The sequence below is a fragment of the Acinetobacter sp. LMB-5 genome (genome assembly GCF_001541635.1).
Lineage (GTDB): Bacteria > Pseudomonadota > Gammaproteobacteria > Pseudomonadales > Moraxellaceae > Acinetobacter > Acinetobacter pittii.
Genome location: NZ_LRDR01000008.1, coordinates 236846 through 259132 on the forward strand (window position 1 = coordinate 236846; position 22287 = coordinate 259132).

Consider the following 22287-nt stretch of genomic DNA (forward strand, 5'->3'; position numbering starts at 1 on the left):
ATAGTTTTTAAATAAAAATAAGGCCACAGTTGTAGCCTTATTTTTTTATATAACTCCAATTAAGCCTGTTCTAGCACTTTTTCATCATAAGTCATTTGGGCTGCTAAAACCTGTTCAATATTGGTTTCGGCCCATTCCTTTAATTGGAATGCCATTGAAGCGACATTTTGCCCCAGAGAAGTGAGTGAGTAATCAACACGAATAGGAGACGTATTCTGAATTTTACGCTCAATAAAACCATCTCTTTCCAGCATTTTTAACTTTTGTGATAAGACTTTAGGCGAAATACCTTGAATATTCTTTTTTAGCAAGTTGAAGTGCTGAGTTTCCTCTTCAAGCACATTTAAAATTAATAAAACCCACTTATCTGCAATTTTTTCAAAAAATAAACGAGCAGGGCAATGTTGTTGAAAAACATTATATTTTAGACATTCATTCATACTATTTACCTGCTAATTTCTTAAAAAATTACCATAGTTACCAGTTAGTAACTAATTGACACCTAGTTTCTAAAATATATCATAAAGTGGAATTTAATAAAACAAAGGTTTGCTCCCATGTCTAACTCTAATATCGCGGTTGTATATTTCTCTGGTTATGGCCACACTAAAGTAGTGGCTGAAACGTTTGCAAACGAAATTAATGCTCAGCTCATCCAAATTGATCAAGAAGGTAATATTACTGAGCAAAATTGGCAGACATTAAATGATGCGAAGGGGATTGTTTTTGGTGCTCCGACTTATATGGGTACAGCACCATGGCAGTTTAAAAAGTTTGCTGATGCAACTTCAAAAGTTTGGTTTACACGTGGGTGGCAAGATAAAGTATTTGCAGGCTTCACAAACAGCGCGAGCTTAAATGGGGATAAGCAGGTTACTCTTATTCAATTACAGACTTTAGCATCGCAACATGGTGGAATTTGGGTAAGCCTTGGTTTATTACCAGCGAATACAAAAGATGCAACACGTGAAGATGTAAATAACTTAGGTGGTTCAGTTGGACTTTTAGTTCAATCGCCTTCTGATGCAAGTGTAGAGGAAGTTCCTGCTGGAGACCTTGAAACAGCGAAACTCTATGCTCAACGTGTACAAAATATTGTGAACAAAATTTTTGGTTAATTTGACCATAAAAAAAGGCGCTTTAAGCGCCTTTTTTATTATTCGTGTTCATTATGCTGTGGAGCATTATATTTGAAACCTTTGGTTTTGTAGGCCAAATAACCTACACCAATAACGGCCCAAGCTAAGCCAATTTGTAAGGCAAGCTTATCAATTTCTAGCCACATCATAAACACACTGGCAAAACCAAGTGTTGGTATAACAATATAGTTGATGATGTCTTTAAACGTTTTATTTTTGCCATCTCTTAATGCATAGCGAGAAATCACAGAGAAGTTAACAAAACTAAAAGCGGTTAAAGCACCAAAACTAATCAAGTTGACAATATGCTCAAGATCTAAGAAACCAGCAGATAAAGCAACTACACCCACAATAAGAATGTTGTAAGTTGGAGTATGTAATTTTGGACTAATATGACCAAATAATTTCTTATTGATTACGCCGTCACGTCCCATTACATACATTAAACGAGATACACCAGCATGAGCAGAGATACCTGATGCCATAACAGCAACTACGGCAAAATATAAAACCAAAGTTTTAAACGCAATACTACCAATCGCAGCAACCATCACAGGCTGTGATTCATCGAGAGGATTAAAATAAGTATTTGGGTTGCTAGGGAAATATAATTGGATGAAGTAAGTACTTACAATGAAAATAATACCTGCAAGTAATGCTGTCGTAAAAATAGCTTTTGGAAGCGTTTTCTCTGCATCTTTTGTTTCTTCAGCAAGAGAAGATAAAGCATCAAACCCTGTGAAAGAGAAGCAGAGTACAGTTGCACCAGCAATTAAAGCACTTACGGATGTCATGTCGTTCCAAAAAGGAGTTAATGACCACAAGGCAGCTTTATCTGGATTTAAAGTTCCATCTGCATATACACCTTGAGTGAGTAAAATGTATACCTGATAAACGAAATAAAAAATTACGCCAAGCTGAATAATAACGATTGTACTGTTAAAGCGTGCGACAAATCGTGCACCAAATAAGTTAATAACAGTCATTAGGGTGGTTAAACCAATCACCCATAACCAGTTATTTACCTCTGGAAAAAGAGCTCTTAGATAAATATCTGCCAAAATAATATTAACAAGCGGTGACAGTAAATAGTCTAACCAAGAAGACCAACCCACCATAAAACCAACATTAGGGTGAATTGATTTTTGTGCATAGGTATAAGCTGAACCTGAAGATGGATAGCGCTTAATCATATGTCCATAACTGATCGATGTTAATAAAATTGCGACTAATGCAAAGATGTAGGAAGTTGGTACATGACCGCCACTTCGCTCTGATACTAAACCAAAAGTATCGAATAACGTTAATGGCTGAATATAAGCTAAACCAATAATAATAATGTGCCAAAGCACAAGATTCTTTTGAAGTTTAGCTGTTGGTTTAGTCCCAGATAAATTTGTCAACGGCGTTATCCTCATAATCGTTGATCAAGGATCAGCTTGGTGTTAAGGATCGTTTGAGACGAACGATCCCCCCTACAGAAAAAGATAAAGTGCGCCAATCTATCCTAAATTGATGCAAATTGTCAGTACTTTCATCGATTTTTTAGCAAATTTTTTGCCATATTTCCAAATAAAAAGATGAATAAAAATTCACAGTGATAAAAAAGACCTGATTTTATATAAAAATCAGGTCTTTATCTTTAAGTCTCGAGTTTAGCCTATCGAATTACCATGCCTTTTGTAAGATCTCTCGGATATCTTTTAGGCTTGCTTCTTTAGGGTTGTAAATAATTGAGCCGTCATTTAGTGCTTTTTCTGCAACTTCATCGAGCTGTGCTTCCGTTACTTTGCCAGTTTCACGTAAAGTACGTGGTAACTTGGTTAAAGTAAATAAACGATCACGCATTGCTAAAATTGTTGCAATCGCTCTGTCTGCACGTTGAGTTGCTGGAGTTTGTGCATAGATATCAGCACCAGCTAACGGCAATAGTAATTCACCAATTTTCTGGCCATTTACCTGCTTATTATATTCAAGCACATACGGTAAGAATAAATTCATGCATAAACCGTGGGGTAGGTGAGCAACAGCACCTAAAGCATGACCTAAGGAATGTACAAGGCCTACCATTGAGTTTGAGAATGCAATACCTGCCATTGTAGAGGCTTGTGCTAGTTCTAAACGACCTTGTGAGTCATTTGGGTTTTCTAGGACATTAAATAGGTTTTCACTAATCTTTTTAATTCCAGCACTTGCATAAGCATCGCTAAGTGGATTGGCAGCCATACATGTATAGGCTTCAACACAATGTGTTAAGGCATCCATACCTGTCATTGCAGTTAAATGAGGTGGCAATGTAAGTGTCATGCGCGGATCTAAAATCGCTGCATGTGGCATTAAGTAATAAGAGGCAAATGCCAATTTAACATTCTTTTGCGTATCTGAAACCACGGCAACCATAGTCACTTCAGATCCCGTACCTGATGTAGTCGGAATTACGAAAAATGGTTTTAATGGTTTTGGTAGGTTGTGTGCACCAGAATATTGAAGTAAGTCATCTCCACCTTCAGATACTAAAATGTTAGTTGCTTTAGAAGTATCGATAACTGAACCACCACCTACAGCAATAATCGCATCGCATTTATTCTTGCGATAAGCTTCTGCGGCAAGACGAACGACTTCTAAACTTGAGTCTGGTGGAACATCATCAAACACATGACCAATGACAGCATCAGTCGTACTGAACGCAGCTTCAATCGGGTTGAGTAGGCCATTTGCGCGCACACCTTTATCTGTAATGATGAGCGGACGTTTTGCACCTAAAGTCGCAAGTTCAAACGGAATATGTTCTAACGCAGCATTACCGGCAATGACTTTTACAGGACAAAAGAATTCGTAATATGGTTTAGCCATGTTATGCGCTCCGCTTGAAATAGGACTTAGCTACTTTTAAGTAAATATTTGCAGCTTCGTTGAATTTTTCTTTTAGGGTGAGTTCGGTTGGGTATTCTTTGACTGCAAGAGACGCAACCAATTTAGGTAAAATGAGAGATTCCATTTTATTTAGACAGCGTACTAAACGAATGGCAGCAGATACATCGCCATCAGCAATCATTCGGTCATTAGCAAATGCTTGGGCAGTACTTTCTTGAAAAGAAAATACTAAAAAGGCATGAGTTACATGTTTGAATGTAATAGTTAAGTCTGGCTTTCTTTCAGCTCTTTTGAGTAGCTCTAACTGTTTGTCTTCTGTGACTCGAGCAAAAAATGCTGGTCCATTTGGGAAAACATTCATTGAAAGTACAAAGTGAACAGGAAATTTAGATACTTCCTCTTGTATTTCAGTGTCCACTTGACTTGCCATGACTAAGCCACGACCAACAACATCCATCATGAGCTTAACATAGGCAAGTTGCAGAGTAGGCTTTACAGCTTTTGTCGAAATCACTCGCGTATCCCTTGTTAAAATTATGCAAAAGCAAATTTAGAGTAATTACTCTAATCCATTTTTATTTCATCGCAAAGCGATTTATTCAGTTTTGACTTCTGGGTCATTAAAGTATCCAGTGTTCTTAATATACTCAATAAAGTCTTGGCAAAGTTGAGTGAATGATGGATAAGGAGTCACCAAATCTTGTATACGCACCATTTCTAAACCAGCGTAGCCACAAGGATTGATCGTCTGGAACCCATCTAGGGCACAGTCTAAGTTTAATGCTAACCCATGGTAGCTACGACCACGACGAATTTTAAAACCTAGGGAACCGATCTTACGGCCATCTACATATACTCCTGGTGCATCAGGCTTAGCATACGCTTCAATTCCGTATTTTTTTAAAACATCTATCATGAATTGTTCAGCAAAACTGACCAATGTACGCACGTTCCATTTTAGACGATTAAGATCAAACATGAAGTAAGCCACAAGTTGACCGGGTCCATGCCAAGTCACTTGTCCACCACGGTCAGTTTGCACTACAGGAATATCTGATGAAATTAGGATGTGTTCAGGTTTACCAGCTTGACCTTGAGTTAAAACATTATGATGTTGGAGTAACCATAACTCATCAGGCGTATCTTGATCTCGCTCATTTGTTAAGAGTTTCATGGTTTCAAACTTGCTTTGATAATCTTGTAAATCGTTCCATTGCCGAATGATTAAGTTAGGTTTATCAAGGCTCATCACAATCTCTTCCTATAATTAGTTTATGCGGCGCCCAGTTAATATCTACTAGATAAAAGCCGAAAACCTTGTAATTTTAAAGGATTTTATAAAAGGAATTCTAAATATTTGTAAGGTTTTTCGTGGTAGGGAGTTTTTAAAATTTCCAAAAAAATACCACAGTAAGAATGCCTGACTGTGGTATTGATTGAAGAACTTAAAATTAAAGCGCAGTTCTAATCTGCGGACAAGCAGCCAAGTCAGCATAAAGTGCATGAACTTGTTCCAATTCTTCAAAGCGCAATTGTGCTGTTAAAGAATGATACTTGCCAGTGCGAGATTCTTGAACTTTTAATGTTGAGTGGTCGAAGTCTGGAAAATGTTTTACCAAAATATCGACTACAGCAACACGTAATTCTTCACCCGCATCGCCAATAAGTTTAATTGGATAATCCATCGGAAATACCCAAAGATGTTCTTGTAGTTCGCGAGATGGAGTGCGGTCTAACATAAGTTACCTCATGATTTGAAACGCCTGCATTATCGCAGGCGTTTATAGCTCTTTCTATTAAATGGGGCTTGGTTTTGAAATTTCAAGCTTTCAAAACTTAGTCATTTTCCAAGAAAGAACGTAAATGTTCAGAACGAGAAGGGTGGCGTAATTTACGTAATGCTTTCGCTTCAATCTGACGGATACGCTCACGTGTTACGTCAAATTGTTTACCAACTTCTTCAAGTGTATGATCGGTTGGCATATCAATACCAAAACGCATCTTCAATACTTTTGCTTCACGTTCAGTTAAGTTTTCCAATACTTCACGAGTTGCTTCTTTTAAGCCTTCTGAAGTCGCAGCATCAATTGGAGAAGTGATGTTTTGATCTTCAATGAAATCCCCAAGATGTGAATCTTCATCATCACCAATAGGTGTTTCCATCGAAATCGGTTCTTTAGCAATTTTAAGTACTTTACGAACCTTAACTTCATCCATTTCTAAACGTTCACCTAATTCTTCAGGTGTTGGTTCACGGCCCATTTCTTGTAACAATTGACGAGATACACGGTTGATCTTGTTAATCGTTTCAATCATGTGTACTGGAATACGGATTGTACGAGCCTGATCGGCAATCGAACGAGTAATCGCCTGACGAATCCACCAAGTTGCATAAGTCGAGAATTTATAACCACGACGGTATTCAAACTTGTCTACAGCTTTCATCAAACCAATGTTCCCTTCTTGAATCAAGTCAAGGAACTGTAAACCACGGTTGGTATATTTCTTCGCAATCGAGATTACCAAACGGAGGTTGGCTTCTACCATTTCTTTCTTAGCGCGACGTGCTTTCGCTTCGCCAATCGCCATACGTTTAGAGATATCTTTAATTTCAGCAACGCTTAAACTAAGCTCTTTCTCAATATCTGCAATCTTTTGTTGGAATGCTAAAACATCTGGACGAACTTTTTCTAAATGCGCCTTGATTTCAGCAGGTGCTTTAGCAATTTGTTCATCTAACCAAGCTGGATTAGATTCTTGTTTAGGGAAAGATGTACGGAATTGAGTACGGTCCATACGGCCACGACGTACTGCATAACGCATGATTTCACGTTCATTGGCACGAATTTGCTCATGGGTACCACGAATCATTTCAGAGATGATGTCAAATAAACGTGGTGTAAATTTAAACATCATGAACACAGTAGCTAAAGCTTCTAAAGCTTCTTCAGCCTCTGGACTGTTACGACCATGTTTTTCAACAACAGCTTTTGTTTTAGCCCAAGCAGCTTCTAGTTCAGTAAAACGAACTTTTGCAACCTCAGGGTCTGGACCTGAATCGCCTTCAGAGTCATCATCACCTTCAGACTCTTCTTCTTCATCGTCATCATCAAGCTTAACTTCTTTCGTTGATTTTGAAGATGATTCGTCTTCTTCTTCAAGTTCTTCAACTTCTTCTAAAACTTCTGGAATATCTTCATCAGTTTCAGGATCGAGGTAGCCTGATAAAATATCTGCAAGACGGCGTTCGCCAGTTAAAAAATCATTATATTCTTTTAATACAACTTCAACAGCATTTGGCCAGTAAGCAATTGAATTAAGGACATCACGGATACCTTCTTCAATACGTTTGGCAATGCTGATTTCACCTTCACGGGTTAACAGTTCAACTGTACCCATTTCACGCATGTACATACGTACAGGATCTGTCGTACGCCCAGGCTCATTTTCAACCGATGCAAGTACGGCAGCAGCTTCTTCTTCAGCAACCTCATCAGTTGCGTCAGCCGACTCACCGAACATGGTATCGTCAGATTCAGGTGCACGCTCGTGTACAGGAATACCAACGTCTTGAAGCATTTGAATAATGTCTTCAATCTGTTCGCTTTCAGTAATCGAGTCCGGCAGATGATCGTTAACCTCAGCGTAAGTTAAGTAACCTTGTTCTTTGCCTCGGCTAATCAGAGCCGCTACTTGAGAAGTAGGGGAATGCATATCGCTCATCTTTGCTTACTCTTTGTTGAATCTGTGGCAGTGAAAAACCGTGCATGATAGCACAATTTGCTTGAAATGTTTTGGCTTTGATTAGTAACCGTTAAATAAAAAATATCTTTGAATTCACGTCTGTTTTTTGAATATTGGGATAAAATCATTTTTTTCAAGCTTAAATCATCGAAAAAATCATAGAATTTTTTTTTGATCAAAAAAATAGTTCAGCTTTATAAATACACAATTTTTTGGGCGAAAAAAAGTACAAATATGCAGTTTAATGAAAAAAATATAAATAAAACTTGACACGATTTAATAACCAAGATAAATAGCGGCTAGACCCATTCACATTTTTTCATTAGAGGTAGTTTTAGTGTCTTCTACAGATTTTGAATTAGATGATAACTACGGTGATGATGATGATGTCGGTTTTGATGAGTCATCAGGCAAAATCACTGCGAAAGAATCATTAGAAAAACGTAGATTAATTGATGATCTATTGGCTCAACGCCGTTTAGAGCGTGAGTTAAAAGATTTTGATTACGATTTAGACGATGATGATCTTGATGATGAAGACTAATCAAATCTGAATAGGGCATCGTCAGCTTAGATGCTATGCTATCGTAGATTTCTTTTTTATAGTCAGGTAACACAATGAGTGCGTTAGATTTAGACCAATTAAGTGAATATCTAGATGGAGACCACAATGAGTATGGTCTGGATTTCGCTGCAACTCATGGTTTTCTGTGTGCAATTGCAGTAGGCCCTCAGTTCGATCGTTGGTTAGATGAATTGTTTGATAATAACCATAAAAAAGTTCCTGCCGAAATTATTCAGCAGATCAAAGCGTGGTTAGAATCAATTCGACAAGACTTAGCAAATGAAAATGGAATTGAATTTCCGTTTGAAATTGAAGAAGCTGATGTTGAGTCTAGCTTAGGCGACTGGAGTGTTGGATTTGTTGATGCGATGTTCTTAAATGAAGATGCATGGTTTGCACCTGAATATGAGGAACAATTAATTGATTTAACTTTACCAATGATGGTATTTAGTGGAATTGATGAAGAAGATCCACAGATGGAATCTTTCCGTCGTAATGGACAGTTAATGGATGAACTGGCAGAAGAAATCCCAGATAATTTGAATGAATTATACTTGATGTATCATACGCCAAATTAATTTATTAGAAGAAATAATAAATAACGTCCTTTCTAGGGCGTTTTTTATTACGAAAAATTAAGTGATATAAAATAAAAAAGGGCAGTTAGAAATCTAAGTGCCCTTTGAAAACTATTTTATAGTTTTATAGACGTTTACGCTTTGCAGCAGCAATTTGTGACTGGCGCATACGGAAACCAGCTTTTTGCTTTTCAGTGGTTTTGTCGATGCAATAAACGCAAGAAACACCGTGTTCGTAACTTGGTAGAGCAGACTCTTCAGGAGTTAAAGGCCAACCGCAAGCATGACATTTAATATTTACGCCTTCTTCGACGCCATGAGTTACAGCAGTGCGTCCGTCAAATACGAAACATTCACCTTCCCATAAGCTTTCATCAGCAGGGGTTTCTTCTAGGTACTTAAGGATACCGCCTTTAAGATGGTAAACCTCTTTAAATCCTTCTTGAAGAAGTAAAGAAGTTGATTTTTCACAGCGAATACCACCAGTACAGAACATCGCAATTTTTTTGTCTTTATGTTGCTCTAATTCTTTCTTGACGTATTCTGGAAACTCACGGAATGTTTCAGTTTTAGGGTCAATTGCGCCCTTAAATGTACCCGCTTTATATTCGTAATCATTACGTGTGTCGATTAAAATTACATCATCACGTGCGATTAAATCATTCCACTCTTTAGGATCAAGGTAGTGACCGACTAAGTCACGAGGTTTAACCTCAACACCTAAAGTCACGATTTCTTCTTTAAGTTTAATTTTCATTTTGCGGAAAGGTTTGTCAGAACTATGGGATTCTTTGTATTCCATAGCACCAAAGCCTTCATTGAGCAAAAATTGATGTAGTGTATCAATTGCTAAGCGATCACCAGCAACAGTACCATTAATTCCTTCATCTGCTACAATCAGAGTTCCACAAAGGTTAATTGTTTTCACTAAGTCTAATAAACGTTGTTGAAGATCGGCAGGATCTTGAACTTCTTTAAATTGATATAGTGCTGCAACAACCCAACCTGCGGTCGCTTGCTGTTCTACAGGTGCAAGCTGTTCTACAGTAGCGTTCATGGAAAACTCCAAATGTATTAAGATAGAAATTTAAGGCGCATATTTTAGCGCGAAAATTTGTAATAAGCGAGAAAACCATAAAAAGTATATGGTTTATTTAAGGAGTTTGTTTTGAGTAATGATCATCGAACGCTCTCTCTCACCCCATGTGCAGGGCGTTGTTCAACAGTTTTTGGTGATCAGGTTTGTCGTGGTTGTCGCCGTTTTAACCACGAGGTGATTCAATGGAACACTTATACGGCAGAGCAGCGTTTAGCTGTATGGAAGCGTTTAGATGATCAATTGAATCAAATCTTAGTACCGATGCTGCCTCATGCAGACTTACAGGATGTTGAAGGCTTTATTTTAAGTAAGCGTGTTCGGTTAATGGAAGGGGCGAGTCAAGGCCGTAAGCTTTACCATGCCTTAAAAATATGTGAAAAGAATAAACATTTAGCACACGAGAGTGGTTTGGGTATTTCGGAGTCTCAAGTTAAAACAATATGGGTTGAGTTTGAACGACGTGTTTTAGCTTTGGCTAAAGCGAGCTATGAGTTGGCTTGGTTGCGAGCAGATGGAATTAGCCATCACTTGTTAACTATGTATGAAGAAGAATAGGCCTAAAGTAGAAAAACACGTAAATAAAAAAGCTGCCTTTTGGCAGCTTTTTTTCATTAATTTTCTTTCGAATATTAACGTTTGATGTCGCGTTGAGTTTCACCAGTATAAAGCTGACGAGGACGACCGATTTTGTAAGGACCGCTGTGCATTTCTAACCAATGGCTGATCCAACCAACTGTACGAGCAAGAGCGAAGATTACAGTAAACATTTCTGTTGGGATACCAATCGCTTTAAGGATGATACCTGAGTAGAAGTCTACGTTAGGGTAAAGTTTACGCTCAACGAAGTACGGGTCGTTCAATGCGATACGCTCAAGTTCCATAGCAAGTGCTAATTGAGGATCGTTGATGCCTAAAGCTTCAAGAACTTCGTCACAAGTTTGCTTCATTACTTTAGCGCGTGGGTCGAAGTTTTTGTAAACGCGGTGACCGAAGCCCATAAGCTTAACTTCTTTGCGTTTAACTTTTTCCATGAACTCTGCAACGTTTTCAACGCTACCGATTTCATCAAGCATCTTAAGAACTGCTTCGTTTGCACCACCGTGAGCAGGTCCCCAAAGTGCAGAGATACCAGCAGAGATACATGCATACGGGTTTGCACCAGTAGAGCCAGCAAGACGTACTGTAGATGTAGAAGCATTTTGTTCGTGGTCAGCATGAAGCGTGAAAATACGATCCATTGCGCGAGCAAGAACAGGATTAACCTTGTAATCACGGTCAGCAGGAGTAGCAAACATCATGTGCAAGAAGTTTTCCGCATAACTTAAATCGTTACGTGGATAGATGAATGGTTGACCTACTGTGTATTTGTAACTCCAAGCAGCAAGCGTTGGAATTTTTGCAATTAAGCGAATTGCAGTGATTTCACGGTGATTGATGTCTTCAATATCTAGATTGTTATGATAGAACGCAGATAATGCACCTACAACACCAACCATGATTGCCATTGGGTGAGCGTCACGACGGAAACCATTGAAGAAACGGCTAACTTGATCGTGAACCATAGTGTGAGCACGTACTTTCGTATCAAACTCAACTTTCTGTTCAGCAGTTGGGAGCTCGCCATTTAATAATAAATAACAAGTTTCAAGGTAGTCTGCTTGAGTTGCTAACTGATCAATTGGGTAGCCGCGGTGTAATAAAATACCTTTGTCACCATCAATGAAAGTAATTTTAGATTCGCATGCGGCTGTCGCCATAAAACCAGGATCGAAAGTAAAATGACCTTCTTTCAGTATGCTGCTGACATCAATTACATCTGGACCTAAAGTGCCACTGTAGATTGGTAATCCAATTTCTTTGCCATCAAGATGTAATACGGCTTTTTTGCCATTTGCTTCAGACATTCAATAGATCTCCTGTCCTGGTGAATGTTGATCTGACTCGAAATCCTAATGTTCTCATGTGCGAATCAGACGGTGTCAAAATTTGCTATAAGATTAGTGAGTACTGAAATTTTGTCAATTATACTTATGGATAAAAAATGACGTTCCCACAGAGAGTTAGTCATCAAGACCCGAGCAAAAAAGTCAGTAAAATCACTGCATCGGGATGGTATAATAAGTCAATTCAACAAGAACGTGCAGAAAAAAAATGAAGGATGAGTACAATTGTAAGCAAATTTATAAATTGCAATTCAGAATAACAAGGCGGTAGAAAATGCCAATCCACTTAAAAAAATCATAAAACTCATGATGTAATTTCAAATTTATACTCAAAAAAAATTGTATTTTTATTTAGTTGTAACAAAGAATATTGTTCTTTTTTTAAGTTTAATTGTATAAAAAATAGCTTATCAGACGAGTTTAAAATCATAAGAACTGTTTTTTAATGAAATTCACTTTCGAAAAATTAGTGTAGATCGCTTAATATCTATCTGAAATATAAGTCTGTTCACTTATTTAAAATGTGGCTCACATTCAAAATAGGAGGGTTTGCGATCATTTTTCTATTGATATGAGGAATTTATAACTTTATCTTTAGTCTAAAATCGGCTTATTTAAAAGAAATTTCAGAAAAAATGAAATTAAATAAAAAGTTATTTTAAACAAGGACATGATGTGTATAGGTATAGTTTTTTTATTGACCTAATAATGTAATATTGTTTTGAATGATTCTTATTTAATGGTTTTTTGCTGAAATGGCAAAGTGGATTGTTTGTATTTTGATACTTCGCGTTTTATAATTCAGTGTCGTTTATAGGTTAGGCATGAGCTGTGCTTGCCTAACAATGCCAGCTTTCCTTGGAATTAATTCAACAAACTCCGGTCGGAGTTTCTACCTACAGGATGCCCGCTGTGAAAAGCAACAGACCTGTCAATTTGTCCATGGGTCAGGTGTTAGCGGTAAATTTACGCTCACCCGTGGCTATTGCATCAATTTTACACCGTTTATCAGGTGTCATCGTTTTCTTATTAGTACCAGTTCTCTTATGGATTCTAGATAAATCATTATCTTCACCAGAAGGATTTGACTACGTTAAAAATGTCGTTTTTGGAAATATCCTTGTACGTTTTGTTGTTTGGGTATTTGCAGCCGGCTTGATATTCCACTTTATTGCTGGAGTTAAGCACTTACTTGCAGATTTAGGTTTTGCTGAAGAACTGCAAAGTGGTCGTATTGCAGCGACAATTTCATTGATCTTATCTGTGGTAGCCATTATCGCAGCCTTTGTATGGATTATGTTCTAATGAAAAGTGCTACAGGTTTAACTGGTTCAGGTTCTCGTGATTGGTTTATCCAGCGTGTAAGTGCGGTTGTATTAGCAGCTTATACTGTTGTTCTTTTTGGTTGGATTCTCTGCAAAGGTGGATTTGACTATCAACAGTGGGCTGGCTTCATGATGACATTACCAATGAAGATTTTTTCTTTATTGGCAATTTTATCGCTTATCGCACACGCATGGATTGGTATGTGGCAAGTTTTTACTGACTATGTCACTACTCGTCAAATGGGTCCTTCAGCGAAAGGTTTACGCCTTGTACTGACGACGGCTGTCATTATTGCAGTGTTTGTGTACGCAATCTGGGGTATCCAGATTTTCTGGGCGAATTGATAGGAAGATATCATGGGCGCGATAACCCCTAAAGAAGATTATTCAAATATTCAAAACCTCACTTTCGATGCAGTTATCGTTGGTGGTGGTGGTTCTGGTATGCGTGCTTCTTACCAACTTGCTCAAGCAGGTTTGAAAGTTGCAGTACTTACTAAAGTTTTCCCAACACGTTCACATACAGTTGCTGCTCAGGGCGGTATCGGTGCGTCGTTAGGTAACATGCAAGAAGATAACTGGCATTTCCACTTTTACGATACGGTAAAAGGTTCTGACTGGTTAGGTGACCAAGACGCAATTGAATTTATGTGTCGTGAAGCACCAAAAGTTGTGTATGAACTTGAACACATGGGTATGCCGTTTGACCGTAACGCTGATGGTACAATTTACCAGCGTCCGTTCGGTGGCCACTCTGCGAACTATGGTGATAAACCAGTTCCACGTGCTTGTGCTGCTGCTGACCGTACTGGTCACGCATTATTACACACGCTTTATCAAAGCAACGTGAAAATGGGTACTCAGTTCTTCGTTGAATGGATCGCGCTTGATTTGATCCGTAACGAAGCAGGTGATGTTCTTGGTGTAACAGCGATTGACCAAGAAACTGGTAATATCGCAGTATTCCAAGCAAAAGCGACATTGTTTGCGACCGGTGGTGCTGGTCGTGTTTACCGTGCATCAACAAATGCTTATATCAACACTGGTGACGGTCTTGGTATGGCTGCTCGTGCTGGTATTCCATTACAAGATATGGAATTCTGGCAATTCCACCCTACGGGTGTTGCGGGCGCAGGCGTATTGTTAACTGAAGGTTGTCGTGGTGAAGGTGCAATCCTTCGTAACAAAGACGGCGAACCGTTCATGGAACGTTATGCACCAACTTTAAAAGACTTGGCTCCACGTGACTTCGTATCACGTTCTATGGACCAAGAAATTAAAGAAGGTCGTGGTTGTGGTCCAAAAGGTGATTATATCTTACTAGATATGACTCACTTGGGCGCTGACACAATCATGAAGCGTTTACCATCTGTATTTGAGATTGGTAAAAAATTCGCGAACGTTGACATTACTAAAGAACCAATTCCTGTAGTACCAACAATCCATTATCAAATGGGTGGTATTCCTACAAATATGCATGGTCAAGTGTGCTTACCTGAAGCAGGTACAGACAATTACACTAAACCTGTAAAAGGTTTCTATGCAATTGGTGAATGTTCTTGTGTATCAGTACATGGTGCAAACCGTTTAGGTACTAACTCACTTCTTGACTTGGTTGTATTTGGTAAAGCTGCTGGTGAGCACATTATCGACTACGTAACTAAGCATCATGGTGATGAATATGCACCACTTCCAACAAACGTATTAGAGCAAACTTTAGATCGCGTACGTAAATTGGATGAATCAACTTCTGGCGAAAATGCACAAGAAGTTGCTGATGCGATTCGTGATATCGTTCAAGACCACGCTGGTGTATTCCGTACTCAAGCTTTGCTTGATAAAGGTGTTAAAGAGATTCTTGCTCTTGAACCACGTGTGCGTAACATTCACTTGAAAGATAAATCTAAAGTATTTAACACTGCACGTGTTGAAGCGCTTGAAGTTGAAAACTTATATGAAGTTGCAAAAGCTACATTAATTTCAGCTGCTGCGCGTAAAGAGTGTCGTGGTGCGCATACTGTAGTTGATTATGAATTGCCAGCTGATCACCCAACTTATTCATACGGTCGCCGTGATGATGAGTGGATGAAGCATACTTTATGGTATTCATCAGACAATCGTTTGGAATATAAGCCTGTGCGCTTCAAACCGTTGACTGTTGATGCAATTCCACCAGCACCACGTACATTCTAATCGGGAGTATAAAGATGAGTAGAGGTACTCGTACATTCGAAATCTACCGCTATGATCCTGATAAGGATAAAGCGCCGTACATGCAAACTTTCAAGCTTGAATTGACTGATAAGCACCGTATGTTGCTTGATGCATTACTTGCTTTGAAGGTTCAAGATGAATCATTAACGTTCCGTCGTTCATGCCGTGAAGGTATTTGTGGTTCGGATGGTGTAAACATTAATGGTAAAAATGGTTTGGCTTGTTTATGGAATTTAAATGACCTGCCTGAGAAAATTGTAATTCGTCCATTACCAGGTTTGCCGGTTGTTAAAGATTTGGTTGTTGATATGAACCAATTCTATGATCAATATGACAAAATTCAGCCATTCTTGATCAATAACCAACCAGCTCCACCTAAAGAGCGTTTACAGTCTCCTGAAGAGCGTGAACACTTAAATGGTTTGTATGAATGTATTCTTTGTGCATGTTGTTCAACTTCATGCCCATCATTCTGGTGGAACCCTGATAAATTCTTGGGTCCTTCAGCATTGTTGAATGCATACCGTTTTATTATCGACTCTCGTGATACTGCTACTGCAGACCGTTTGGCTCGTCTTGACGATCCATTCAGTTTGTTCCGTTGTAAAGGTATTATGAACTGTGTGTCAGTATGTCCTAAAGGTCTAAACCCTACTAAAGCAATCGGTCACATCCGTAACATGCTATTAGATCAAGCGGGTTAATTCTGCACAAATAGAAAACGCGCATCCTTGATGTGCGTTTTTTTTTAATTTTATAATGTAAACTTTAGACTTTGGTCGAAAAGAGCGAGGATTTTATATATTGCACCATATATTAAAAGATAAAATCGCTTATGTATTTCGCTAATTTATAGGTGGTATGTGTCAAAAAAATCAATCGTTGTTTAAGAACATGATACGATTTGCCACAAAGTTATAGGTGAAAAAAGCGTATACTAGTGAAATTAATTTAAGTAGCACGATCTTAGATCTGTGCTTAATTTTTATGGTTAAAGTCATTTTAGAAAAGTTAATTTTAAAGTTAATTTTTCTAAAAAGATTTGCAAAAAATTGCTCGGTTTTAATCGAGTATAAGGTGAGTGATGATGCCATTGAGGGCGTTGTGATTCATTAATTACCTATGGAGTTTTCTCTCTAGGTAGTATGACGCCCCATGGTCTTAGAGACCTGTTGGGTAAGTAGTGCCTTTTTTACCAATTTGGCATTATGCATCATGGGTGTGCTTAAAAGGCAGCCTGTAATATTTTTTGCAATAGGAAATGGGTCCACAAATGCAAGAAGTTGCTGACGCATTGCGTCTTGACACTGAACTTTCCGCTGATAGTGCAGCGTATATTGAAGAACTTTACGAGCAGTACCTGACTTCCCCAACCTCTGTAGCTGAGGACTGGCGCCAATATTTCGATAAATATCCAAAGGGTGACCAACCACACAGCGCTGTGCGTGAGCAATTCCTATTACTAGGACGTAATGCTAATCGTGTTCAACCTGTTGTACAAAGTACTGTAAGTACTGAGCATGAGCGTCGTCAAATTGGCGTTTTACAACTTATTGCTGCTTATCGTAATCGCGGACATCAAAAAGCTAAATTAGATCCATTAGGTCTTGCTAAGCGTGAAGAGATTCCAGATTTAGATCTTTCAGCTCACGGTTTAACCAAATCAGATTTAGACACTGTATTCAATACCGGCAATCTTGAAATCGGCAAAAGCGAAGCAACGCTTGCTGAAATGATTGAAGCAATGGAATCAATCTATTGTGGTTCGATTGGTGTTGAATACATGCATATCGTGGACACAAAAGAAAAACGTTGGATTCAACAACGTCTTGAAAGTGCCCGTGGTAAATTCAATTACACAAATGATCAAAAGAAAGGCTTCTTAGAGCGTTTAACTGCTGCTGAAGGTCTTGAAAAATATCTTGGTAATAAATACGTCGGTGCTAAACGCTTTGGTGTTGAAGGCGGCGAATCTTTTATTCCTATGGTAAACGAGATTATTCAGCGTGCTGGTGCTGTAGGTTGTAAAGAAGTTGTTATTGGTATGCCACACCGTGGCCGTTTAAACCTTCTTGTGAATATTATGGGTAAAAACCCTGCGGACTTATTTGGTGAGTTCGAAGGTAAATCAATTCATAAAAAAGGTTCTGGCGACGTTAAATATCACCAAGGTTTCTCAAGTAATGTAATGACTCCAGGTGGCGAAGTTCACTTGGCATTAGCATTTAACCCATCTCACTTGGAAATTGTTGGTCCTGTAGTTGAAGGTTCTGTACGTGCACGTCAAGTACGTCGTAGAGACATTGGCGGTGATGACGTTTTACCAGTTATTGTTCATGGTGATGCGGCATTTGCAGGTCAGGGCGTGAACATGGAAACCTTCCAGATGTCACAAACTCGTGGCTATACGGTTGGTGGTACAGTTCATATTATTGTGAACAACCAAGTAGGTTTCACAACTTCTGATCCTCGTGATGCACGTTCTACAGAATACTGTACAGACGTTGCTAAAATGATTCAGGCGCCAATTTTCCATGTAAATGGCGATGATCCTGAAGCTGTTATCTTTGCTACTCAATTAGCACATGATTTCCGTCACGAATTCCGTAAAGATGTTGTTATCGATTTGTTCTGTTATCGTCGTCGTGGCCATAACGAAGCAGATGAGCCATCTGGTACACAGCCATTGATGTATCAAGTAATTGCGAAGAAAGCGACTACTCGTACACTTTATGCTGATCAACTTGTTCAACAGAAAGTACTTGATCGTGCTGAAGCAGACCAAATGGTTGAAGATTACCGTTCTGATCTAGAAGCGGGTAATCATGTAGCAAATGCATTGATTCTTGAACCAAATACCAAAATGTTTGTTGATTGGACGCCATATTTGGGCCATGACTACACAGATGATTGGGATACTTCATTTGACTTAAATCGCTTAAAAGAATTAGGCGAGGGCATGAGCAAACTTCCTGAAGGGTTTGTAATGCAGCGTCAGGTTCAAAAAGTAATTGAAGACCGCGTAAAAATGCAAACTGGTGAAACTCCATTAAACTGGGGTGCAGCAGAAACTTTAGCTTATGCAACTTTATTAGATGAAGATTATCTAGTTCGTATTACTGGTGAAGACGTGGGTCGTGGTACCTTCTCACACCGTCATGCGAAATTGCATAACCAAGCTGATGGTTCAACTTACATTCCACTTTGTCATGTGAAAGAGAACCAACCACGTTTTGCGATTTACGACTCTCTTTTATCTGAAGAAGCAGTTCTTGCATTCGAATATGGTTACGCAACTACAATTCCTAAGAGCTTGATTATTTGGGAAGCACAATTTGGTGACTTCGTAAACTGTGCTCAAGTTGTGATTGACCAGTTTATTGCTTCTGGTGAGACTAAGTGGGAACGTGTTTGTGGTTTAACAATGTTGTTACCACACGGTTTCGAAGGTCAAGGTCCAGAACACTCATCAGCTCGTTTAGAACGTTTCTTACAGTTATGTGCTGAAGACAACATGCAAGTGATCACTCCAACGACACCTGCACAGATTTTCCATGCATTACGTCGTCAAGCTGTACGCCCAATTCGTAAGCCATTGATTGTAATGTCACCGAAATCTTTACTTCGTCATAAACTTGCGACTTCTACTTTAGAAGAGCTTGCAAATGGTTCATTCCAAACTGTAATTGATGAAATCGATCAAATTAACAAGTCAGATGTAACTCGTCTTGTACTTTGTGGCGGTAAAGTTTATTACGACTTACTTGAAAAACGTCGTGAACAAAACTTAACTAATGTTGCAATCGTACGTATTGAACAGTTGTATCCATATCCAGAGCAACGTCTTGCGGAAATCTTGGCTGCATATCCAAACGTGAAAGAACTTGTTTGGGCACAAGAAGAGCCGAAGAACCAAGGCGCATGGTTATTTATCGCACCGCGTTTATATGACGATATCTTAAAATCTGGCAAACAAATCCGTATCAGTTTTGCAGGTCGTGAAGCTTCTGCTGCACCAGCTTGTGGCTCACCGTACTTGCATGCAAAACAACAAGCTCAGCTAATTAATGATGCATTGGCAATCGAAGCTGAACAATCAGGAGATTCTCAATAATGGCAACCGAAATTAAAGCACCGGTATTCCCAGAGTCTGTTGCAGATGGAACCATCGCAACTTGGCACAAAAAGGTGGGTGAACCTGTATCACGTGATGAAGTAATCTGTGATATTGAAACCGACAAAGTTGTTTTAGAAGTTGTTGCTCCTGCTGATGGTAGCTTAGTTGCAATCATTAAAGATGAAGGCGATACAGTTCTTTCTGACGAAGTTATTGCTCAATTTGAAGCTGGCGCTGGTGCAGCAGCGGCTGCTCCTGCAGCAGTAGAGCAAGCAGTTGCTCAAACTCAAGCTGGTGCAGCGCCTGTTGTTGAGCGTACAGAAACTGTATCTGATCAAGCTCCTGCAGTTCGTAAAGCATTAACTGAATCTGGTATTGCTGCTGCTGACGTACAAGGTACTGGTCGTGGTGGTCGTATCACTAAAGAAGATGTTGCAAACCATCAAGCTAAACCAGCTGCTAACGTTACTCCGTTAAGTGTGGCTGTTGGTGAGCGTATCGAAAAACGCGTTCCAATGACTCGTTTACGTAAGCGTGTAGCTGAGCGTCTTCTTGCTGCAACTCAAGAAACTGCAATGTTAACTACATTCAACGAAGTTAACATGAAGCCAATCATGGAATTGCGTAAGCAATATAAAGATGCTTTTGAAAAACGTCATGGCGCTCGTTTAGGCTTCATGTCATTCTTCGTTAAAGCAGCAACTGAAGCGCTTAAACGCTACCCAGCTGTAAACGCTTCAATTGATGGCGACGATATCGTTTATCACGGTTACTATGACATCGGTGTTGCAGTATCTTCTGATCGTGGTCTTGTTGTACCAGTATTACGTGATACTGATCGTATGAGCTATGCAGAAGTTGAATCTGGTATTGGTGCATATGCTGCTAAAGCACGTGATGGTAAATTATCTATCGAAGAAATGACTGGTGGTACTTTCACAATCACTAACGGTGGTACTTTCGGTTCGTTACTTTCAACTCCAATTTTGAATCAGCCACAAACTGGTATTTTGGGTATGCATAAAATCCAAGAGCGTCCTATGGCTGTAAATGGTCAAGTTGAAATCTTGCCAATGATGTATTTAGCACTTTCTTATGACCACCGTATGATCGATGGTAAAGAAGCTGTAGGTTTCTTGGTAGCAATCAAAGAATTGTTAGAAGAGCCAGCTAAACTCATCCTTGATCTTTAATTTCTTCGAATAATATTACCGAGGTAGAGTGATCCTCTATCTCGGACCATGGAGATAAACAATGTCTCAACAATTTGATCTTGTTGTTATTGGCGGTGGTCCTGGTGGTTATGAAGCTGCGATTCGTGCTGCTCAACTAGGTTTTAAAGTCGCTTGTATCGAAAAACGTATTCACAACGGTAAGCCATCTTTAGGTGGTACATGCTTAAACGTAGGTTGTATTCCTTCTAAAGCATTACTTGACTCTTCTCACCGTTACGAAGATACAGTACATCACTTAGCTGATCACGGTATCACTACAGGTGAAGTGAATTTTGATCTTGCTAAGCTTCTTGCTCGTAAAGACAAAATTGTTGACCAATTAACTGGTGGTATCGATCAATTGCTTAAAGGCAATGGCATTGAATGGTTAAAAGGTACTGGTAAATTACTTGCTGGTAAAAAAGTTGAGTTCGTTTCTCATGAAGGTGAAACTCAAGTTTTAGAACCTAAATACGTTATTCTTGCGTCTGGTTCTGTGCCTGTAAATATTCCAGTAGCTCCTGTAGATCAAGATATTATTGTTGATTCAACTGGTGCATTGAACTTCCCAGAAGTACCTAAGCGTTTAGGTGTAATTGGTGCAGGCGTAATCGGTTTAGAGCTTGGTTCTGTTTGGCGTCGTCTTGGTGCTGAAGTTGTTGTTTTTGAAGCAATGGATGCATTCTTACCAATGGCTGATAAAGCTTTGGCAAAAGACTACCAAAAACTTTTAACTAAGCAAGGTCTTGATATTCGTATCGGTGCTAAAGTTTCTGGTACTGAAATTAATGGTCGCGAAGTGACTGTTAAATACACTCAAGGCGGCGAAGAAAAAACTCAGACTTTTGACAAATTAATCGTTTGTGTAGGCCGTAAAGCTTATGCAGAAGGTTTATTGGCAGATGATTCAGGCATTAAATTGACTGAACGCGGTCTAGTTGAAGTAAATGATCACTGTGCAACTTCTGTAGAAGGTGTATACGCGATTGGTGACTTGGTTCGTGGTCCAATGCTTGCTCATAAAGCAATGGAAGAAGGTGTAATGGCTGTTGAACGTATTCACGGTCATGCAGCTCAAGTGAACTATGACACAATTATTTCTGTTATCTATACACATCCGGAAGCGGCATGGGTTGGTTTAACTGAAGAACAAGCTAAAGAAAAAGGTCATGAAGTTAAAACTGGTCAATTCGGTTTTGCTGTAAATGGTCGTGCTTTAGCGGCGGGTGAAGGTGCTGGTTTTGTTAAGTTTGTTGCTGATGCAAAAACTGACCGTTTATTAGGTATGCATGTTATTGGACCTGCTGCATCTGATATCGTACACCAAGGTATGATCGCTCTTGAATTTGTATCTTCTGTTGAAGATCTTCAGTTAATGACATTTGGTCATCCAACATTCTCTGAAGTTGTTCATGAAGCTGCACTTGCTGTAGATGGTCGTGCAATTCACGCGATTCAACGTAAGCGTAAATAAA

At 39.1% G+C, this 22287-nt stretch carries 22 protein-coding genes; 12 read left to right on the forward strand and 10 right to left on the reverse strand.

The window, feature by feature from the left end; translation table 11 throughout:
* Positions 1-59: 59 nt before the first annotated feature.
* On the reverse strand, positions 60-440 hold the full coding sequence (locus tag AW165_RS13245; protein ID WP_002116344.1) for a winged helix-turn-helix transcriptional regulator: 381 nt from the start codon (positions 438-440) through the stop codon (positions 60-62).
* 117 nt (positions 441-557) lie between these two features.
* On the opposite strand from AW165_RS13245, the gene AW165_RS13250 reads away from it, so the two are divergent.
* Positions 558-1118 carry a flavodoxin family protein gene (locus tag AW165_RS13250; protein ID WP_005072906.1) on the forward strand — a complete coding sequence of 187 codons (561 nt, stop codon included), beginning with the start codon at positions 558-560 and terminating at the stop codon, positions 1116-1118.
* A 38-nt stretch (positions 1119-1156) separates the two neighbouring features.
* Here the strand turns inward: AW165_RS13250 and AW165_RS13255 are convergent, their stop codons facing one another.
* The 6 genes from AW165_RS13255 to rpoD form a co-directional block, all read right to left on the reverse strand.
* On the reverse strand, positions 1157-2542 hold the full coding sequence (locus AW165_RS13255; RefSeq protein WP_014207482.1) for an APC family permease: 1386 nt from the start codon (positions 2540-2542) through the stop codon (positions 1157-1159).
* A 265-nt stretch (positions 2543-2807) separates the two neighbouring features.
* Positions 2808-3992, reverse strand: a complete 1185-nt coding sequence (locus AW165_RS13260; RefSeq protein ID WP_017386748.1) for an iron-containing alcohol dehydrogenase — start codon at positions 3990-3992, stop codon at positions 2808-2810.
* 1 nt (position 3993) lies between these two features.
* The gene (locus AW165_RS13265) at positions 3994-4527 is read right to left on the reverse strand and encodes a hypothetical protein (RefSeq protein ID WP_005072911.1); all 534 of its coding nucleotides are present in this window, start codon (positions 4525-4527) and stop codon (positions 3994-3996) included.
* A gap of 81 nt (positions 4528-4608) precedes the next feature.
* Entirely contained in the window at positions 4609-5262 is a 654-nt protein-coding gene (gene lipB, locus AW165_RS13270; RefSeq protein WP_005064548.1) for a lipoyl(octanoyl) transferase LipB, read from the reverse strand.
* 202 nt (positions 5263-5464) lie between these two features.
* Positions 5465-5752, reverse strand: a complete 288-nt coding sequence (locus AW165_RS13275; protein ID WP_002116017.1) for a YbeD family protein — start codon at positions 5750-5752, stop codon at positions 5465-5467.
* A gap of 97 nt (positions 5753-5849) precedes the next feature.
* A complete protein-coding gene (rpoD, locus tag AW165_RS13280; protein ID WP_002116414.1) occupies positions 5850-7736 on the reverse strand; it encodes an RNA polymerase sigma factor RpoD in 1887 nt (628 codons plus the stop codon).
* A 358-nt stretch (positions 7737-8094) separates the two neighbouring features.
* Between rpoD and AW165_RS13285 the strand changes: the two genes are divergently transcribed.
* Positions 8095-8301 (forward strand): PA3496 family putative envelope integrity protein, encoded by a 207-nt coding sequence (locus tag AW165_RS13285; protein ID WP_002116495.1) that lies wholly within the window; start codon positions 8095-8097, stop codon positions 8299-8301.
* A 74-nt stretch (positions 8302-8375) separates the two neighbouring features.
* On the forward strand, positions 8376-8900 hold the full coding sequence (locus AW165_RS13290; RefSeq protein ID WP_002116105.1) for a YecA family protein: 525 nt from the start codon (positions 8376-8378) through the stop codon (positions 8898-8900).
* A gap of 124 nt (positions 8901-9024) precedes the next feature.
* On the opposite strand, the gene AW165_RS13295 is transcribed toward AW165_RS13290, so the two are convergent.
* A complete protein-coding gene (locus AW165_RS13295) occupies positions 9025-9957 on the reverse strand; it encodes a rhodanese-related sulfurtransferase (RefSeq protein ID WP_060466097.1) in 933 nt (310 codons plus the stop codon).
* A 111-nt stretch (positions 9958-10068) separates the two neighbouring features.
* Here AW165_RS13295 and AW165_RS13300 point away from each other — a divergent pair, with 111 nt between their 5' ends.
* Positions 10069-10554 carry a DUF1289 domain-containing protein gene (locus tag AW165_RS13300; RefSeq protein ID WP_060466098.1) on the forward strand — a complete coding sequence of 162 codons (486 nt, stop codon included), beginning with the start codon at positions 10069-10071 and terminating at the stop codon, positions 10552-10554.
* Positions 10555-10628: 74 nt separating this feature from the next.
* Here the strand turns inward: AW165_RS13300 and gltA are convergent, their stop codons facing one another.
* Together gltA and AW165_RS19355 are read right to left on the reverse strand one after the other, a co-directional pair.
* Positions 10629-11903, reverse strand: a complete 1275-nt coding sequence (gene gltA, locus AW165_RS13305) for a citrate synthase (protein ID WP_002116327.1) — start codon at positions 11901-11903, stop codon at positions 10629-10631.
* Positions 11904-12246: 343 nt separating this feature from the next.
* A complete protein-coding gene (locus tag AW165_RS19355) occupies positions 12247-12372 on the reverse strand; it encodes a hypothetical protein (RefSeq protein WP_079381127.1) in 126 nt (41 codons plus the stop codon).
* A gap of 473 nt (positions 12373-12845) precedes the next feature.
* On the opposite strand from AW165_RS19355, the gene sdhC reads away from it, so the two are divergent.
* The 8 genes from sdhC (at position 12846) to lpdA (ending at position 22286) form a co-directional block, all read left to right on the forward strand.
* Positions 12846-13247, forward strand: coding sequence for a succinate dehydrogenase, cytochrome b556 subunit (gene sdhC / locus AW165_RS13310; protein ID WP_075384165.1), 402 nt, complete (start codon positions 12846-12848; stop codon positions 13245-13247).
* A complete protein-coding gene (gene sdhD / locus AW165_RS13315) occupies positions 13247-13612 on the forward strand; it encodes a succinate dehydrogenase, hydrophobic membrane anchor protein (protein ID WP_000833672.1) in 366 nt (121 codons plus the stop codon). Before sdhC ends, sdhD begins: the two co-directional genes overlap by 1 nt.
* A gap of 12 nt (positions 13613-13624) precedes the next feature.
* Complete coding sequence (gene sdhA, locus AW165_RS13320; protein WP_002116225.1) at positions 13625-15460, forward strand: succinate dehydrogenase flavoprotein subunit; 1836 nt, start codon at positions 13625-13627, stop codon at positions 15458-15460.
* A gap of 14 nt (positions 15461-15474) precedes the next feature.
* Positions 15475-16185, forward strand: a complete 711-nt coding sequence (locus AW165_RS13325) for a succinate dehydrogenase iron-sulfur subunit (RefSeq protein ID WP_002116292.1) — start codon at positions 15475-15477, stop codon at positions 16183-16185.
* A gap of 283 nt (positions 16186-16468) precedes the next feature.
* The gene (locus tag AW165_RS13330; protein WP_002116082.1) at positions 16469-16597 is read left to right on the forward strand and encodes a hypothetical protein; all 129 of its coding nucleotides are present in this window, start codon (positions 16469-16471) and stop codon (positions 16595-16597) included.
* Between the two features lie 157 nt (positions 16598-16754).
* On the forward strand, positions 16755-19595 hold the full coding sequence (locus tag AW165_RS13335) for a 2-oxoglutarate dehydrogenase E1 component (protein ID WP_060466103.1): 2841 nt from the start codon (positions 16755-16757) through the stop codon (positions 19593-19595).
* Positions 19595-20791, forward strand: a complete 1197-nt coding sequence (gene odhB, locus AW165_RS13340; RefSeq protein ID WP_005064561.1) for a 2-oxoglutarate dehydrogenase complex dihydrolipoyllysine-residue succinyltransferase — start codon at positions 19595-19597, stop codon at positions 20789-20791. Before AW165_RS13335 ends, odhB begins: the two co-directional genes overlap by 1 nt.
* Before the next feature lie 61 nt (positions 20792-20852).
* Positions 20853-22286 carry a dihydrolipoyl dehydrogenase gene (gene lpdA, locus AW165_RS13345; protein WP_002116053.1) on the forward strand — a complete coding sequence of 478 codons (1434 nt, stop codon included), beginning with the start codon at positions 20853-20855 and terminating at the stop codon, positions 22284-22286.
* Position 22287 lies beyond the last annotated feature (1 nt).